Source organism: Streptomyces sp. NPDC107522 (assembly GCF_055657525.1).
Genome location: NZ_JBVKAU010000017.1, coordinates 71184 through 86626, shown reverse-complemented (window position 1 = coordinate 86626; position 15443 = coordinate 71184). Strand labels below are relative to the sequence as shown.

At 73.4% G+C, this 15443-nt stretch carries 14 protein-coding genes; 2 read left to right on the top strand and 12 right to left on the bottom strand.

Annotation, left to right across the window (positions count from 1 at the left end; translation table 11 throughout):
- Window positions 1-19: 19 nt before the first annotated feature.
- Both ACZ7L6_RS35660 and ACZ7L6_RS35655 read right to left on the bottom strand, forming a co-directional pair.
- Entirely contained in the window at window positions 20-469 is a 450-nt protein-coding gene (locus ACZ7L6_RS35660) for a hypothetical protein (RefSeq protein ID WP_471931279.1), read from the bottom strand.
- Entirely contained in the window at window positions 469-1695 is a 1227-nt protein-coding gene (locus ACZ7L6_RS35655) for a molybdopterin-dependent oxidoreductase (protein ID WP_471931277.1), read from the bottom strand. Before ACZ7L6_RS35655 ends, ACZ7L6_RS35660 begins: the two co-directional genes overlap by 1 nt.
- A 113-nt stretch (window positions 1696-1808) precedes the next feature.
- Here ACZ7L6_RS35655 and ACZ7L6_RS35650 point away from each other — a divergent pair, with 113 nt between their 5' ends.
- Both ACZ7L6_RS35650 and ACZ7L6_RS35645 read left to right on the top strand, forming a co-directional pair.
- Entirely contained in the window at window positions 1809-3125 is a 1317-nt protein-coding gene (locus ACZ7L6_RS35650; RefSeq protein WP_471931275.1) for a hypothetical protein, read from the top strand.
- A gap of 50 nt (window positions 3126-3175) precedes the next feature.
- Entirely contained in the window at window positions 3176-3883 is a 708-nt protein-coding gene (locus ACZ7L6_RS35645) for a DUF2470 domain-containing protein (protein ID WP_471931273.1), read from the top strand.
- 130 nt (window positions 3884-4013) lie between these two features.
- Here ACZ7L6_RS35645 and ACZ7L6_RS35640 read toward each other — a convergent pair whose 3' ends face one another.
- The 10 genes from ACZ7L6_RS35640 to ACZ7L6_RS35595 all read right to left on the bottom strand — a co-directional run bounded on the left by ACZ7L6_RS35640 (window position 4014) and on the right by ACZ7L6_RS35595 (window position 15427).
- Window positions 4014-5564 (bottom strand): ABC transporter ATP-binding protein, encoded by a 1551-nt coding sequence (locus ACZ7L6_RS35640; RefSeq protein WP_471931271.1) that lies wholly within the window; start codon window positions 5562-5564, stop codon window positions 4014-4016.
- Window positions 5561-6391, bottom strand: coding sequence for an ABC transporter permease (locus tag ACZ7L6_RS35635; protein WP_471931269.1), 831 nt, complete (start codon window positions 6389-6391; stop codon window positions 5561-5563). The genes ACZ7L6_RS35640 and ACZ7L6_RS35635 overlap by 4 nt, the downstream gene beginning before the upstream one ends.
- On the bottom strand, window positions 6388-7341 hold the full coding sequence (locus ACZ7L6_RS35630; RefSeq protein WP_471931267.1) for an ABC transporter permease: 954 nt from the start codon (window positions 7339-7341) through the stop codon (window positions 6388-6390). Before ACZ7L6_RS35630 ends, ACZ7L6_RS35635 begins: the two co-directional genes overlap by 4 nt.
- Window positions 7338-8903, bottom strand: a complete 1566-nt coding sequence (locus tag ACZ7L6_RS35625) for an ABC transporter substrate-binding protein (RefSeq protein WP_471931265.1) — start codon at window positions 8901-8903, stop codon at window positions 7338-7340. Before ACZ7L6_RS35625 ends, ACZ7L6_RS35630 begins: the two co-directional genes overlap by 4 nt.
- A 23-nt stretch (window positions 8904-8926) precedes the next feature.
- Entirely contained in the window at window positions 8927-9778 is an 852-nt protein-coding gene (locus ACZ7L6_RS35620; RefSeq protein WP_471931263.1) for a class I SAM-dependent DNA methyltransferase, read from the bottom strand.
- A 182-nt stretch (window positions 9779-9960) separates the two neighbouring features.
- Window positions 9961-11226 carry an MFS transporter gene (locus ACZ7L6_RS35615; RefSeq protein ID WP_471931261.1) on the bottom strand — a complete coding sequence of 422 codons (1266 nt, stop codon included), beginning with the start codon at window positions 11224-11226 and terminating at the stop codon, window positions 9961-9963.
- A complete protein-coding gene (locus tag ACZ7L6_RS35610; protein ID WP_471931259.1) occupies window positions 11210-12247 on the bottom strand; it encodes a dipeptide epimerase in 1038 nt (345 codons plus the stop codon). Before ACZ7L6_RS35610 ends, ACZ7L6_RS35615 begins: the two co-directional genes overlap by 17 nt.
- Window positions 12244-13332: a PLP-dependent cysteine synthase family protein gene (locus ACZ7L6_RS35605; protein ID WP_471931257.1), complete on the bottom strand. Its 1089-nt coding sequence runs from the start codon at window positions 13330-13332 to the stop codon at window positions 12244-12246. Before ACZ7L6_RS35605 ends, ACZ7L6_RS35610 begins: the two co-directional genes overlap by 4 nt.
- On the bottom strand, window positions 13329-14174 hold the full coding sequence (locus ACZ7L6_RS35600) for a hypothetical protein (RefSeq protein ID WP_471931255.1): 846 nt from the start codon (window positions 14172-14174) through the stop codon (window positions 13329-13331). The genes ACZ7L6_RS35605 and ACZ7L6_RS35600 overlap by 4 nt, the downstream gene beginning before the upstream one ends.
- Window positions 14171-15427: an ATP-grasp domain-containing protein gene (locus ACZ7L6_RS35595; protein WP_471931253.1), complete on the bottom strand. Its 1257-nt coding sequence runs from the start codon at window positions 15425-15427 to the stop codon at window positions 14171-14173. Before ACZ7L6_RS35595 ends, ACZ7L6_RS35600 begins: the two co-directional genes overlap by 4 nt.
- Window positions 15428-15443 lie beyond the last annotated feature (16 nt).

Genomic DNA, 15443 nt, shown 5'->3' with positions numbered 1-15443 from the left:
CGAGCCGGAGACGGGCACCTCAAGCCCGTTTCTTCGCCGCCCTGCGCCGACGCAGGACGAACACCACCGCCGAGCCGCCGAAGAGCACGGCGGTGATCAGCAGCCAGCGGGCCGCGAAGCCGTCCGTCGACAGGCCGGTGGCGGAGGCGTAGCGGTCCGCCACCCGGCCGCTGATCAGCGGGAACCAGATCAGCAGGAGCAGCAGGGACAAGGCGGCGGGGACGCGGACGTACGGCACCCACGTCCGGCGTCCGGCCGCCTCGCACCCTCGGAGCAGCACCTGGTCCGCGGTCCCGTACAGCGGCAGCAGGACGAGGTCGTGGAGGATCGCCGAGCCGACGAACCACAGCGCGACCCCGAACCAGTCGTCCTCCAGCAGTCGCACCCCCGCGTATCCCGCGAGCGCGAACGAGCTGACGAGCAACAGCAGTTGGAGAGGGTTGCCGATCACCGGCCGAGGCAGACGCATCACAGGTCTCCGAAGGTCATCCGCGCCACCCACTTGGTGTTCAGCACGCCGGGCGCGGCCGGCACGATGATCCGGGCCGGGTAGCCGTGGTCGGGGGTGAGGTCCTCGCCGTTGACGGAGAGGGCGAGCAGGGAGCGCGGATCGGCGACCTGGTTGGCGCGCAGGGCGGCCCGGCGGAAGGCGCCGCGTCGCTGGAGCGACTCCACGAGGACGTCGGGCGGGTCGCCGTCGTGGCCGACGAGCGCGGCCAGGTCCCGCAGCCGTACGCCGCGCCACCACTGGTCGGACGTCGACCAGCCCTCCACGCAGGCGATGGGCAGCGCCGCGCTGTGCAACGGCAGTTCGAGCAGATCGGCACGGCTGAGACGGACCGTCCGCCCGTCCCGCCCCACGACCACCAGCCGCCACGCCTCCTCGTTCGTGTCGGCGGCGCGGATCCCCGCGTATGCGGCCGTCTTGTTGATCTGGAAGCCGCCCGGCCCGCTGCCCGGTTCGGCGCCGCCGTGCGGGGCGAGGAGGGCGGTCCGGCGCAGGGCCCCGTCGAAGTTCTGGCCGACGGTCGTGGCGAACAGCAGCAGCGAGCCACCACCGAGGAACCAGAGGGCGCCACGCCGGGAGACGGTCGGCTCGGCGGGATCCGGCGAGACCAACTCCGTCTTCTCCTCGCGCAGTTGCCGCAGGTTGCGCCAGGCCATGGGCATTTTCAGCACCGTGTGCACGACGAACGCGGCGAAGAACACCCACGCCCCGTAGAAGTGCAGGGTGTAGAAGGAGCCGGGGAAGATGTAGTCCAGCTGGACGTTGAGCACGCCCGTGACGAACTCGAACAGCGCGCCGCCGACCAGGAGCAGCAGCGAGATCCGTTCCAGGGCGTGCGTGACCGACCGTGCGGGCGGCAGCGTGAAGAGCTTCGGTACGACCGACCACAGCTTGGCCAGCAGCACGGGGACGAGCGTGATGCCGAGCGTGACGTGGACGCCCTGGTTGAGCCGGTACAGCCAGTGCGGGTCGGTCGGCCAGGAGAAGAGGTAGAAGCCCAGGATCCCCTTGTCGGGGGTCTTGTCGTTCACCGGCGACAGGTTCGGGTTGTAGGCGGCGTAGGACACCAGGCCCGTCACGAACAGCACCGTGATCCCGCCGAGCAGCACGACACCGAGCACCGAGGTGAGCCAGGGGCCGCGCAGCGGGCTGCGCCAGAAGGAGGGGGAGAAGGGAGACCGTGACATGCCCCGACGGTAGGTCCGGTGCACCCCATGAAAGGGTGCGGGAACCATGACGAATCCCTGACGTCCGCGCCTGTCAGCCGTCCGGAGGACGGCGCCCGCCCTAGCGTTCTGGCGTGAACCGCGACCTCCGCCATGACCTGTCCACCGCAGCGGCCGGCGCGCTGCTCGTCGTGACCGCAGTCGTCGTCGGCACCGTCATGCAGCACCGGTACGGCACGCTCCGGGTCAACTGGCCGCCGCTGCTGGCGGACTGGGATCCGCACCTGGGCCCCGGCACTCCGGCCGCGCTCGCCGTCGCGGCGGCCGTGGTGGCGTACGGCCCCTCCCTCGCGGTGCGGCTGCCGTGGCGCCCCCTGCTCCTGGCGACCTGGGCCACCGGCCTGGCCTGGACCTGGTCCCTCGCCCTGGTCGACGGCTGGTACCAGGGTGTCGCGGGGCAGCTGACGACCCCGCACGAGTATCTCCGGGTCATCGACCGCTTCCGGGACATCCCCGCCGCTCTGCGGGACTTCTCCGGCCACATCCTGCTCGAGTCGCCGGACAACTGGCCCGCCCATGTCGCCGGCCATCCGCCGGGCGCCACCCTCACCTTCGTGTTCCTCGACCGGCTCGGCCTGGGCGGGGGCGGCTGGGCGGGAACCTGGTGCATCACGATCGGTACGACGGCCGCGGTCGCGGTCCTCGTCGCCGTACGCGCCCTCGCCGACGAGCGCCTCGCCCGCCGCGCCGCGCCCTTCCTCGCGCTCGCTCCCGCGGCGGTGTGGGTGGGCACCTCGGCCGACGGGTACTTCGCGGCGGTGGCCGCGTGGGCGGTCGCGTTCCTCGCGCTGGCGGTGACGGGGAAACGGCCGCGGTGGACAGGTCTGGTCTCGGGGCTCCTCTTCGGCTGGACGGTCCATCTCTCGTACGGCCTGACGCTCTTCGCCGTGGTCGCCGCCGCCGTCCTGCTGCTGGGCTCCCACCGCGTCCGCCCCCTCCCCTTCCTGCTGGCCGGCTTCCTGGTGATCCCCGTCGCGTTCGCCGTCATCGGCTTCGACTGGTGGGAGGCGTACCGTCTGCTGGTCACCCGCTACCACCAGGGCGCCGGTGGGGTGCGGCCGTACGGCTACTGGGTGTGGGCCAACCTCGCATGCACGGTCGTCATCGTGGGCCTCGCGACGGTGGCGGGGCTGCGGCGGGCGGTCGTGGCGCTGGTCCGGCGCACGGAGCGGGCCGAGGTACGCCTGGCGCTCCTGGTGCTCGGCGCGCTCGTCGCCCTCCTCGTCGCCGACCTGTCCGGGATGAGCAAGGCGGAGACGGAGCGGATCTGGCTGCCGTTCGCGCTGTGGCTGCTGCCCGCGTGCGCGTTGCTGCCGGGGGCGCGTGCCTGGCTCGCGGCGCAGGCGGTGCTCGCGTTGCTCGTCAATCACCTTTTGCTGACGGGTTGGTGAGGACACACCAGACGAGCTAAGGTTAGCCTTACCTAACTCGAAAGGTTCCCATGTCTGCTGCCACCTGCCCTGAGCCGACGCCCGCCGAGCGTGCCCGCTCGGTGCTCTCGGCGGCCGGCTCGCTGACCGTCACCACACACGGCCACCGTGTCGAGCTGATCGGCCTGCACACCGTGGACGCCGCCGCACGGCTGCTCCTGCAGAACCCTCCGGACGCCCACCTCGCAGCCGAGCTCGCCGTGGCACCGCACGGCGACCTGGCCGCCCTGGTGGAGTTCACCGACGTCGCCCCCGTGGCCGTACGCGACCGGGTGCGCGCCCGGCTGACGCTGGGGGGATGGCTCACCGCGCTCGGCCCGAAAGCCCTGGTGTTCCACCCGGCCCGGGCCGTGCTCACGGAGGGCGACGGGACGGCCGTCGTCGGCCTCGACGAACTGAGCCTGGCCGCCCCCGATCCGCTGGCCACCCACGAGGCGGAGATGCTGGCCCGGCTGGACGCGGCCCACGCCGACACCGTGGCCCCGCTCGCCCGCCTGCTCCCGCCCCGGCTGCAGCTCGGCGCGAGCGGCGTACGGCCACTGCGGCTCGACCGGCACGGCCTGGTGCTCCGCGTGGAGACACCGGACGCCCACCACGACACCCGCCTGCCCTTCCCAACCCCGGCCACTCACCCGGGAGATGCGGTGCGCAAGATCCACGCGCTGCTCGCGGAGGCCACCGCCCGCCCGCGCCGCCGACGCCTGCCGACCGGGTCGTAGGGCCACCCAAAGGCCGGGGCGCAGAGCCGCCCACAGCGGGACGCACCCCAAAGCCGCCGGCCTCCGGACCACCCGTGCCGAGACCTTCCCGTCTCCTCGGCGCCTGGCCTCCGGAGGTCGGCTGTAGCACTCACCCCCGGGTCCCCGCCTCCAAGCGCTCCGTCGTCTCCATCAGGGAGATGGTGAAGGGATGCTGAGGCTGCGTCAGGAGGTCATGTGCCGACCCCTCCTCGACCAGCTCGCCCGCGTCCAGTACGGCGATGCGGTGGGCCAGGCGTGCGGTGTCCAGGTCGTGGGTGATGAGGACCAGGGACAGGTCCTCGCCCTCGCCCACCAGCCCCGCGAGGACGTCGAGGATGCCGCGCCGGGTGACCGTGTCCAGGCCGGAGGTGACCTCGTCGCAGACCAGCACCCGGGGGCGGGCGAGCAGGGCGCGGGCGAGGGCGGCGCGCTGGAGTTCGCCGCCGGAGAGTTCGGCGGGGCGGCGGCGGGCCAGGTCCTCCGGCAGTCCGAGGCGGTTCAGGGTGACCGTCGCCTCGTCCGTCGCCGTCCGTTCGTCGGTGCCGCGCAGGCGTACCGCCGTACGGGCCACCTGGTGGAGGACCGGCCGGTGCTCGTCGAAGGCTGCGCGGGCGTCCTGGAAGACGTACTGAACGGCGGCGAGTTGGGCGCTGCTGCGGTGGCGCAGGCTGCGCGGCAGCTGCGTGCCGTCGAGCAGGATCTCGCCGTCGTGGTCGCGGTGGAGGCCGGCGAGGCAGCGGGCGAGCGTGGTCTTGCCGCTGCCGGAGCGGCCGACGACGGCCAGACTCGTGCCGGGGCGGAGGGCGAGGTGCGGGACGTGCAGGACGGCGGTCCGGCGGTCGTGCACGGCGGTCAAGTGCCGCACCTCCAGGACCGGTTGGGCCGCGTCCGTGTCCGCTCCGGCCGGCGGCACCGCGCGCTGTCCGTCGAGCAGACGACGGGTCCACTCGTGGCGGGGCGCCTCCCACAGCCGCTCCACCGGGCCCGACTCCACGACCCGGCCCGCGCGCATGACGAGGACCTCGTCGGCGAGGGCGCGTACGACGTCCAGGTCGTGGCTGAGCAGCACGATCGCGATGCCGCGCGCCGCGACCGCCGCCAGCTGCTCGACGATCCGGCTCTTGGTCAACGCGTCCTGGCCGGTGGTGGGTTCGTCGGCGACGATGACGCGGGCGCCGAGCAGCAGGGCCTGGGCGAGGACGACGCGTTGCTGCTGGCCGCCGGAGAGCTGGTGCGGGTAGCGCCGCAACAGTGCCTCGGAATCCGGGAGTTGTGCGTCGGACAGGGCCCGCAGGACCAGTGCGCGGGCCGCTGTACGGCGTTCGGGGCGGGGCAGGTGGCGCACCTGGGGGCGGGCGATGTCGTGGAGGAAAGCGCTGACGCGGCGGGCCGGGTTGAGGACGGCGGCGGGGTGCTGGGGCACGTAGCCCACCGGGCCGTCCCCCGGCCGCCGTACCTCGCCCGTCACCCGGGCGCCGGGCGGATACTCCCCCAGCAGCGCCAGGCCGGTCGTCGTCTTGCCGCTGCCGGAGGCGCCGACCAGTGCGCTCACCTTCCCGGGCGGCACCCGCAGGTTCACCTCGTCCACGATCGCCCGGCCGTCGATCTCCACGCGCAGGCCGCGGATCTCGGCGACGGCATCACCCGTTGCCCGGCTCACGGACGTCGTCCTTTCTTGTCCGAGTCGGCCTTCTTCTCCAAGGCGGCCTTCTTCTGCAGCGCGGCGTCGAAGAGCAGGTTGGTGCCCATCGTCAGCGCCACGATCAGCAGCGCGGGCACCACCACGGCCCAGGGCTGCACGAACAGTCCGGTGCGGTTGCGGTCGACCATGACCGCCCAGTCGGCGGCGTCCGGCGCGACGCCGACCCCGAGGAACGCCGCCGTCGACACCAGGTACAGCACGCCGGTCAGCCGGATCCCGGCGTCGGCGGCGAGGGTGCGCAGCGCCGACCGGCCGACGTAGCCGACGGCGATCCGCCACCAGGTCTCCCCCTGCATCCGCAGCGCCTCGACCGCGGGGCGTGCGGCGGCCTCCCCCGCGGCCGCCCGCACGATCCGGGCCGCGTCGGGCACGTTCACCAGCGCCACGAGCAGCGCGAGCCCGGCGGAGCCCGGCGAGAGCACGGAGGCCACCAGCAGGATCAGCAGCAGCGACGGTACGGCGAGCAGCACGTCCAGCGGCCGCATCAGCAGCTCCTCCAGCCACTTGAGGCGGGTGAGCGCGCTCATGAGGGCGACCGGGACGGCGACGAGATAGGCGAGCGCGGTGGCGGCCAGCGCGGTGACCACGACCGTCCGGCCGCCCAGCAGGACCTGTTGCCACACGTCGCGGCCCACGAAGTCGGTGCCGAGCCAGTGGTCGCCGCCGGGGGTGAAGGACGTGGCGCGAGGGCCGGGGTCGCCAGTGAACAGGGGTCCGAGGAGCGCGAGGACGAGGGGGACGGCGATGACCGCGAGGCCGAGCGCGAAGCGGCGATACGTCGTCATGCGGCCACCCCCGCTCGCGGAGTGAGCCGGTGGGCGACCAGATCGGCCCCGAGGTTGAGGACGACCGTCAGCACGCCGAACACCACGGCCAGCCCCTGCACCACCGGTACGTCACGTTCGGCCACGGCGTTGAGGAGGACCGAGCCCAGGCCCGGGATCACGAAGAGGGCCTCCACGACGATGACCCCGCACAGCAACCAGTCGACGGTGCGGGCGAGTTGCTGCACGGCCGGCGCGAGGGCGTTCGGCAGGGCATGGGCGTAGCGGACCCGGGCGCCGGGGACGCCGTAGCGGCGGGCGTGGGCGGCGTAGGGGGAGGCGAGGGCGTCGACCATGCCGGCCCGCACCAGACGGGACAGCGAGCACACCGGGCGGGACAGCAGGACCAGCACCGGCAGGACCAGCGCCGCCGGATGGCCGAGCAGGTCGGTGCCGTAGCCGAGTGCGGTCGGCGGCAGCCAGGCCAGCTTCAGCGCGAGGAGCGTCACCAGCAGGACCCCGAGGGCGAACTCCGGGACGGCGTACACGGCCAGCGTCGCCGAGCTGACCAGCCGGTCGACGAGGCGCCCCTCGTGGCGGGCGGCGAGCACGCCGAGGCCGAAGCCGAGCGGGACGAGGAGTGCGAGGGTGAGCGTGGCCAGCAGCAGGGTCGGACCGAAGCCGTCGGTGATGTACTGGGTGACGGGGCGGCCGGAGGTCAGGGACGTGCCGAAGTCGCCGTGCAGCAAGCCCGCCGCCCAGTCGGCCAGCCGCTCGTATGCCGGGCGGTCGAGGTGCATCGCCTCGCGGATGGCGGCGATGCGGGCGGGGTCGGGCTGGTCGCCGGCGAGGGCGACTGCGGCGTCGCCCGGGAGGGCCTCGGTAAGCGCGAAGACCAGGAGCACGACGGCTACGGTCTGCGCGCCGCCGAGGAGCACCCGCCGGGCGACGAAAGAGCGAAGTCCGCTCACGCCAGCCACACCTTGTCGAAACGGGCCCAGTCCAGGGTGTTGGCGGGCGCCTTGGTCTCGACTCCCTTCACCGTGCGGGCCGTTCCGATGATCCAGTCCGCGAAGCCCCAGACCAGGAAGCCACCCTCGGCGTACAGGCGGCGCTGCATGCGCTCGTAGACGGCGGCCCGTTCCGTCTTGTCGCGGGTGGACTGGGCCTGCTGGTAGAGGGCGTCGAAGTCCTTGTGGTGCCACTTGGTGGCGTTGGTGGTGGAGTCGGTGAGCAGGCGCTGGGAGATGTGGGCCTCGATGGGCATGGCGCCGGAGCGGTAGCAGCACAGGGTGCCGTTGTCGAGGATGTCGCTCCAGTAGGAGTCCTTGCTGCCCATCTTCACGTCGATCGTGACGCCCGCCTTCGCGGCCTGGTCGCGGAAGATCCCGGCGGCCTCGGTGAACCCGGCGGCGACGGCCGAGGTGTCCAGGCTGACCTTGAGCTTCTCGGCGCCGGCCTGCTTGAGCAGGGCGCGGGCCCGGTCGAGGTCCTGCTCGCGCTGGGGGAGGCTGTCGGCGTAGTACTCGTAGCCCTTGCCGAACAGGTCGTTGCCGACCACACCCGCACCCGAGAGCGCGCCGTCGACGAGTTCCTGGCGGTCGGCGATCAGGAAGAAGGCCTCGCGGACCCGCTTGTCGTCGAAGGGGGCCCGGTCGGTCTTCATGCAGAACGCCTGCATGGCGCTGCCCCGCAGCCGGACGATCTCGATCTGGCCCTTGCCCTCGTGAGCGCGGGCGGTGGTCGGGTTGAGTTCGTGCGCGTACTCGACCTGGCCGCCGAGGAGGGCGTTGACGCGGGCGGACTCCTCGTTGGCGACGACGAACTCGATCTCGTCGAGGAGCGGGGCGCCGTCCCAGTGGTCGTCGTAGCGGCGGAGGACGGCGGAGCGGCCGGGCGCGAAGGAGACGAACCGGAAGGGGCCGGAGCCGACCGGCTTCTTGTCGAACTCGGTGGCGTTCTCGGGGACGACGTACGCCCCGAACGCGGCCAGGATGTTGGGGAATTCGGCGGTGGGCCGCTTGAGGACGAACTCGATCGACCGCTCGCCGGTGGCACGGCTGGCGTCGAGGTCGATGGGCTCCAGGGACGCCTTGGCGCGGAAGGCCTGCTTGGGGTCTGCGATGCGGCGGTAGCTGTAGAGGACGTCCTTGGCGGTTACGGGCCTGCCGTTGTGGAAGGTGGCCTGGCGGAGGGTCACCTGCCAGCGGTCCAGTGTCTTGTTCGACTCCCACTTCTCGGCCAGGCGTGGCTGGGCGGAGAGGTCGGCGCCGTAGTCGGCGAGCTTGTCGAAGAGGGCCTTGGCGCGGGCGACGTCGGCGAAGAGGTTGGCCAGGTGCGGGTCGAGGGTCTCGCTCGCGCCGCCCCCGGCGAACGCGGCACGCAGCCGGCCGCCGCGCTTGGGGGTGCCGGACGCGCTGTCCGCCTTGTCGTCCGTGCCGCCGCCGCAGCCGACGAGGGCGAGGGCGGCGGCGCCCGAGGTGGCGGCGAGGAAGCCGCGGCGGCGCAGGCCGGGGAAGCGTTCGTCGTACATGAGTGGTCCTTCGTGTCGGCGTGTCAGTTGGTGTGCGAGCGGCGCGCGACGACGTGCAGCCGGTCACTGTCGGTGGAGGTGCCGGGCAGGTCACCCGGCCGCCAAGGCGGTTCGGTGCGCGGCCCGGGGCCGTCGTGGAGTTCGAGAACGTCGAAGCCGTGCGCCGCGAGGAAGTACCGCAGCTCCTGCGGGAACAGCAGGCGCCAGGCGGAGCGCTGTTCGACGGGCGGTGATCCGTCGTCGGCGGCCCATGCGCGGATACGGCACAGGAGTTGGGCGGTGCGGTCGACGGTCAGGGTGGTGGTGGACCGGTAGGCCGTGCCCTGCCAGGTGAAGGAGTTGACGGACGGCGCGTCGAGCAGGTCCGTCCGGCCCAGGAAGTACGCCCCGTTACGCATCTCCGCGACCAGCAGCCCGCCCGGCGCGAGGGCTTGGCGGCAGGAGGCGAGGAAGCCGTCGAGCTGGTCGTTGGTGTGGCAGTACAGCAGGGAGCTGTCCAGGCAGACGACGGCGTCGAAGGGGATCCCGCCCAGTTCCCGGAGGTCGAAGCCGTGCAGGTCGGCGCGGACGTACGCCGGTCCCGGGTGGTGGGCGCGGGCGTGTGCCAGCATCGTCTCGGAGAGGTCGGCGCCGGTCACCGTACGGCCGACGGCGTGCAGGTGGGCGGCGTCGCGGCCGGTGCCGCAGCCCATGTCCAGCACGCGTCGCCCGGCGCCGTGCCGGCGCAGGCAGTCCTCGGCCCAGCGTCCGGCGAGCCGGTCGGGGTCGGGGAAGCGGGCCTCGTACAGGGCGGGGTTGTCGGTGAGGAGGTTGCGGCTGCCGCCCGGGCCGCCGGCGAGAAGGCTGCCCTCCTCGCCCTGCGCCGCGGCGGTCATGCCTGCCTCCCGGCCGGCCGGTCCGGCGGTCGCCCCCCGGCCCTCGCCTGTCCGCGAGCCCGCCGTTGCGACCGTCGCCGTGCGCTCGGACACGCCTGGCGCATGCCCACCCGGCTCGGTGCCGGCAGTTCCTCCGCTGCCGGCTGTGCGCCGCTCCGCTCCTCCTCCCGAGCGCACCGCACTCACGCCGTGCTCCTCTCGCCGGCCTGCACCAGAGCCGCCGGGTCCGGATCCGCGGGCAGCGCTCCGAGTCGGCGCAGCCAGGCAACACCGGCCGCCGAGGCCAGTCCGAAGCCGGCGCAGCACACCCACGGCAGCCACGCGGGGCCACCGCTCTCCCCCGCGTCCATGGCCCACCCGACGACGGTGTTCCCCACGGCAGCGGCGATCCCGGAGACGACGTAGAAGATCCCGAAGTAGGTGCCGGTCAGCTCTGGGCGGCCGAAGCGGGGGATCAGCTCCATCACGAACGGCGAGGCGACCATGACGCCGAGGTAGAGCAGCAGCGCGCCCAGCAGGACGGGCCCGGCGTCCAGCCACCCGGGAGACTCCGCGCCCGCCACCAAGGCCGGCGGCAGGAAGGCCAGACCCATCACCGCGAGCCCGGCCGCGATCCAACGCGACCTGTCCCCACGGGACTTGAGGCTCGTCGTGATCCTCAGCTGCAGCGTCAGGTTGGCGACCGTACCGACGAGGAAGACGATGCCCGCCGCCCCGGCCCAGCCGGTGGCCTCCCTCGCCCCGTCGGGCAGCAGCAGGTACAGCTGGTTCTCCAGGGTGAACATGCCGACCATGGCGAGCGCGAAGGCCAGGAAGGCCCGGTTGCCGAGCACCTCCCGCCAGTCCGCGAGGACCCCGCTGTTGCCGCTGGGCTCGACCTTCCGCGCGGGCAGCACGAGGGCCTGGGCCACGGTGAGCACGGCGAAGATGCCGGCGGCGGTCAGCGCGGACGTACGGAAGTCGACGAGGAGCAGGGCGCTGCCGAGCAGCGGGCCGATGAGCGCGCCGGTCGTGGCGAACACGTTGAACAGTGCGAACGCCTCCGCCTTGCGCTCGCCCGCCTCCTGGGCCAGATACGCCCGCACGGCCGGGTTGAACAGCGCCCCCGCGAGCCCGCTGAGCACGGACGCGGCGAGCAGCACCGGCAGCCCGTCACCGAGGGCGAACAGCGCGAACCCGACGGTCCGCAGGGCGCACCCGGCGATGATGACGCCCCGCGCCCCGAGCCGGTCCGACGCCGAGCCGCCGATGATGAACAGGCCCTGCTGGCTGAGGTTGCGCACGCCGAGGACGATCCCGACGACCGCCGCGGACATGCCGAGGTTCTCGCCGAGGTGGGTGGCGAGGTACGGGATGAGGAGGTAGAAGCCGGTGTTGACGCCGAGCTGGTTGACGAGGAGGAGCTGGACGGCGAGCGGGAAGCCGCGCATCTCATGCCACGTCCTCATGCGCCGTCACCTCCTCGACGCCCAGCCCCGGCAGGGAACTTGCGCGTACGAACCCGTCGGCGCCGCCGATCCCCGTCCACGGGTCGTGGGCGAGCAGCAGATGGCCGTCGAGGTCGGCCCAGCGGGCCCGGTCGGCGAGGTGGACGGCGGGTGCGAGGCCGAGGGTGCTGGCGGTGAGGCAGCCGAGCATCAGCTCGGTGCCGCTGCCCTCGATCAGCTCGGCGATCCGCAGGGCCGCTCGGACGCCCCCGCACTTGGCGAGCTTGACGTTGACGCCGTGGACGCGCCCGGCCAGCCGCCGTACGTCGTCCACGCTCACCGCGTCCTCGTCGGCGATGACGGGCAGTGGCGACTTCTCGGCGAGGGCGGCCAGTGCGTCCGGGTCACCGGGCGGCAGTGGCTGTTCGACGGCCTCGACGCCGAGCGTGGCGAACCGGGGCAGCAACCGCTCGGCCTCCGCCACGCTCCAGGCTCCGTTCGGGTCGAGCAGCAGCCGCACCCGAGGGGCCGCGTCACGGATGACCCGTACGCGCTCCACGTCGTCCTCGGGGTCGGGGGTGCCCGCCTTCACCTTGATGACCTGGAAGCCGTTCGCGGCGAGGCGGCGGGCCTCGGCGGCCGCGTGTGCGAGCGAGGTGATGCCGATGGTGCGTGCGGTGGCGACGCCGGACGACGTCCCGGCCCCCAGCAGGCGGTGGACGGGCACACCGGCCCGCTTGCCGACGAGGTCCAGCAGCGCGGACTCGACGGCGGCGACGACGGCGGGCGGTACGGCAGCCGAGGGCAGGGCCTCCAGGGCGCTCTCGGGATCGGCGAACCGTTCCAGACCGACGGCCGAGATCAGCCGCACGAGCGTGCCGGCGTCCAGCCCGTAGTACACGCTGCTGACGGCCTCGCCGTATCCGGTCGCTCCGTCGTGCTCGACGGCCAGCCACACGGCGTCGCGCGCGGTCATGGTGGAGCGGGATATGCGCAACGGCTCGGCGAGTTCGAGACGCACGGTGCGCAGACTGGCCTTCACTGAGTCCCTTCCAGGGGATGGAGCGTCTTGAGTGGGTCCGCCACCCGCGTGCACCGCACCCAGCCGCTCGCCTCGGCGGCGTACGGGTGCGGTATCTCCACGGGCCGGGTGGCGGCGCCGGCCGGGTCGAGGCCGTGGGCGGCGAGGAAGTCGTCGTCGTAGACGGTGCCGAGGTAGCGGTGCGGTCCGTCGGGGAAGACGGTGGCGACGACCGCACCCGGGTGCACGCAGGCCGCCCAGGCGGCGACCCGCGCGACGGCCCCGGTGCTCCAGCCGCCGCTGACGAAGCATCCCCGGGCGAGCCGTCGGCAGCTGTCCACGGCCTCGGCGGGGCCGATCCAGTGGACCTCGTCGAAGGCGTCGTAGGCGACGTTGCGCGGGTGGATGCTGCTGCCGAGGCCGCGCATCAGGCGCGGGCGCGCGGGCTGGCCGAAGATCGTGGAGCCGGTGGCGTCGACGCCGATGAGCCGTAGTCCGGGCCAGTGCCGGCGCAGCGGGGCGATGACGCCGGCGCTGTGGCCGCCGGTGCCGACGCTGCACACCAGGATGTCCAAGTGGTCGAGCTGGGCGCAGAGTTCGGCGGCCAGGGAGGCGTAGCCGGCGGTGTTGTCGGGGTTGTTGTACTGGTCGGGCCAGTAGGCGCCGGGGAGTTCGGCGAGCAGTTCGCGCAGCCGGGCGAGGCGGGCGGCCTGCCAGCCGCCCTGGGGTGCCGGGCGGTCGACGAGCTCCAGTCTCACGCCGTGGGCTCGCAGCAACTGGCGCATGGACGGCTCCAGTTCACTGTCGCCGACCAGCACGATCGGGTGGCCGAGCGCCTGCCCGGCGAAGGCGAGCCCGATACCGAGGGTGCCGGAGGTGGACTCCACCACCGGGGCGCCGGGCCGCAGTTCGCCGCGCTCTCGCGCGCCGAGCAGCATCGACACGGCGGCCCGCGCCTTCATGCCGCCCGCCGCGAGCCCTTCGAGCTTGGCCCAGAAACCGGGGTGGGCGTGGGGCAGGTCGGTGGTGACACGGACGACGGGGGTACGGCCGAGCAGGGCGAGCAACTCCGGGCGCGCGGTGGGGAGTACGGCGGTGGCGGTCATCGCGCACCCCCGGGACAGCGGTACCGGTGAACGACGCCGGGCCCGCCGTCGAGCCAGAAGAAGGGGTACGGCTCCGCGCACACCGCGCTCACGCCCTGACCCAGGAAGCGGGGCAGGATCGCGCTGCCGGTCTGCGCGAACATCACCAGCTGCTTGCCGTGCCGCAGCGCGTGCTCGCGCAGGGGCTCGAAGCTGCCGTTGCCCAGGGTCATCCCGGACACGAGCAGCGCGTCACAGCGCGAGGCGGCGGTGAGCGCGTCGGTGACGACCGGCTCGCCCCACTCGGTCACACCGCCCTTGAGGTCGCACGGGACGTATCCGAGCCCTCGCGAACGCAACTGTTCCAGAAGGGAGTTGACCACCCCGACCAGCAGGACGGTCGCCCCGGCCGGCAGATCGAGCAGCTCGACCACGGCCTTGGCGCGGGCCCGGGACTTCTCCAGCGAGGACCCGGCGGACAGCGGCACGGGGCGGGCCCCGTCGGCGAGGGTGTGCGGGGTGACATGCATCAGGTAGGCGTCGAGTGCGGCGACACGGACGGGCAGCAGCGGATGATCGAGCAGCTCCGCCACGTCGGCTCCCACACAGTCGTCGAGCGCGCTGTCGGGCAGTTCACCGGGCTCGACCGCGCAGGAGCCGACGGCCTCGGCGAGGCGCAGGCTGAGGACCTCGTTGCGGTAGCCGGTGCCGCGCCCGTCGTGCCGTACGGCCTGCCGGGTGGTGAAGGCGACGGCGATGCGCCGGCTGCGCGGGTCGGGTCCGAGGGCGCCGGCGCGGACGCGGGCGACGAGTTCGTCGTACGTCCGGCAGGGCGCCGTCGGCGAGGCGCTCGCGGCGGTCATCGGATCACCAGCCCCGCGCGCAGCCCGGTCAGCAGGTCCTCGACACGGTCACGGGCGCCGGGGCCCTCCGCGTCGCCCGCCATGACGTGGCCCAGGTACTCGTTGTTGCTGCCCGCCGCCTTCACGGTCTTGCCGGGCTCGGCGAGCTGCACCTCCAGCACCTCGGGGCGGTCGGCCAGTCGGCGCCCGTCGAGGGCTTCCAGCGTGCCGGCGCGGTCGGGGACGAGGAAGCCGATGGCGGCGCTGCACAGCCCGGTGTCCGTGCGCCGGAGGTCGGGCTCGCGGCCGAGGGCGACGTCCACGAAGGCGGCGGCCAGGTCGATGCCGGTGACATGGCGGACGAGCTCGGTGATGCGGTTGCCGGCGGGCCGCGGGTTGACCTCGACGACACGCGGCCCGGCTGAGGTCAGCTTGATCTCGGTGTGCGCCACGACACCGTCGGTCAGCCCGAGCGCCTTGAGCGCGCCGAGCGCGGTCTGCTCGGCGGCGTCGAGGTCGGCGAGCGGCAGGGCGGCGGGGAACATGTGGCCGGTCTCGACGAAGGCGGGCGCTCCGCCGATGCTCTTGTCGGTGACGCCGACCACGTGCACCGCACCCCCGTACGACACGGTCTCGACGCTCACCTCGGGGCCGTCGAGGAGCTCTTCGAGGAGCACGGCGGAGGTGCGCCGCTGCCCACGGGCGTTGACCGGAAAGTCGGCCAGGGCCCGGACCGCCTCGGCGAGTTGGGCCTCGTCGTCTACGCGCCGCACGTACATGCCCGCGCACAGGTCGACCGGCTTGACGACGAGCGGGTAGCCGATCTCCCGCGCGGCCCGCGCGAGGTCGGCCCACTCCTCGTGCACGGCGAAGCGCGGTCCGGGCAGACCCGCGTCGGCGAGGACACGGCGGGTGGCGTCCTTGCGGCAGGCGTTCTCCACCGCCTCGGGGCCCGGGCCGGGCAGGCCCAGGTGCCCGGCGATCCGGGCCACCGTCGGCAGGTAGTAGTCGCAGGAGGTGAGCACTCCGTCGAAGCCCAGGACCGAGTGCAGCCGCGCCACCTCGGGCAGCAGGGCGTCGATGTCGTTGGTCTCCGCGGTGAGCGCGTGCCGGAAGCCGAGCAGCGGGTGCGCCGTCCCCTCGGGCGCCGAGCGCAGGTAGTGATGCAGGTCCCGGGTGAGGAAGGTGAACTCGTGTCCGCCCTCCCGGATCGCGCGTGGCAGCAGCCTGCTCATCGACCCGACCCAGCTCTCTACCACCAGCAGATGAGCCACAACTCCCCTTTTCGTG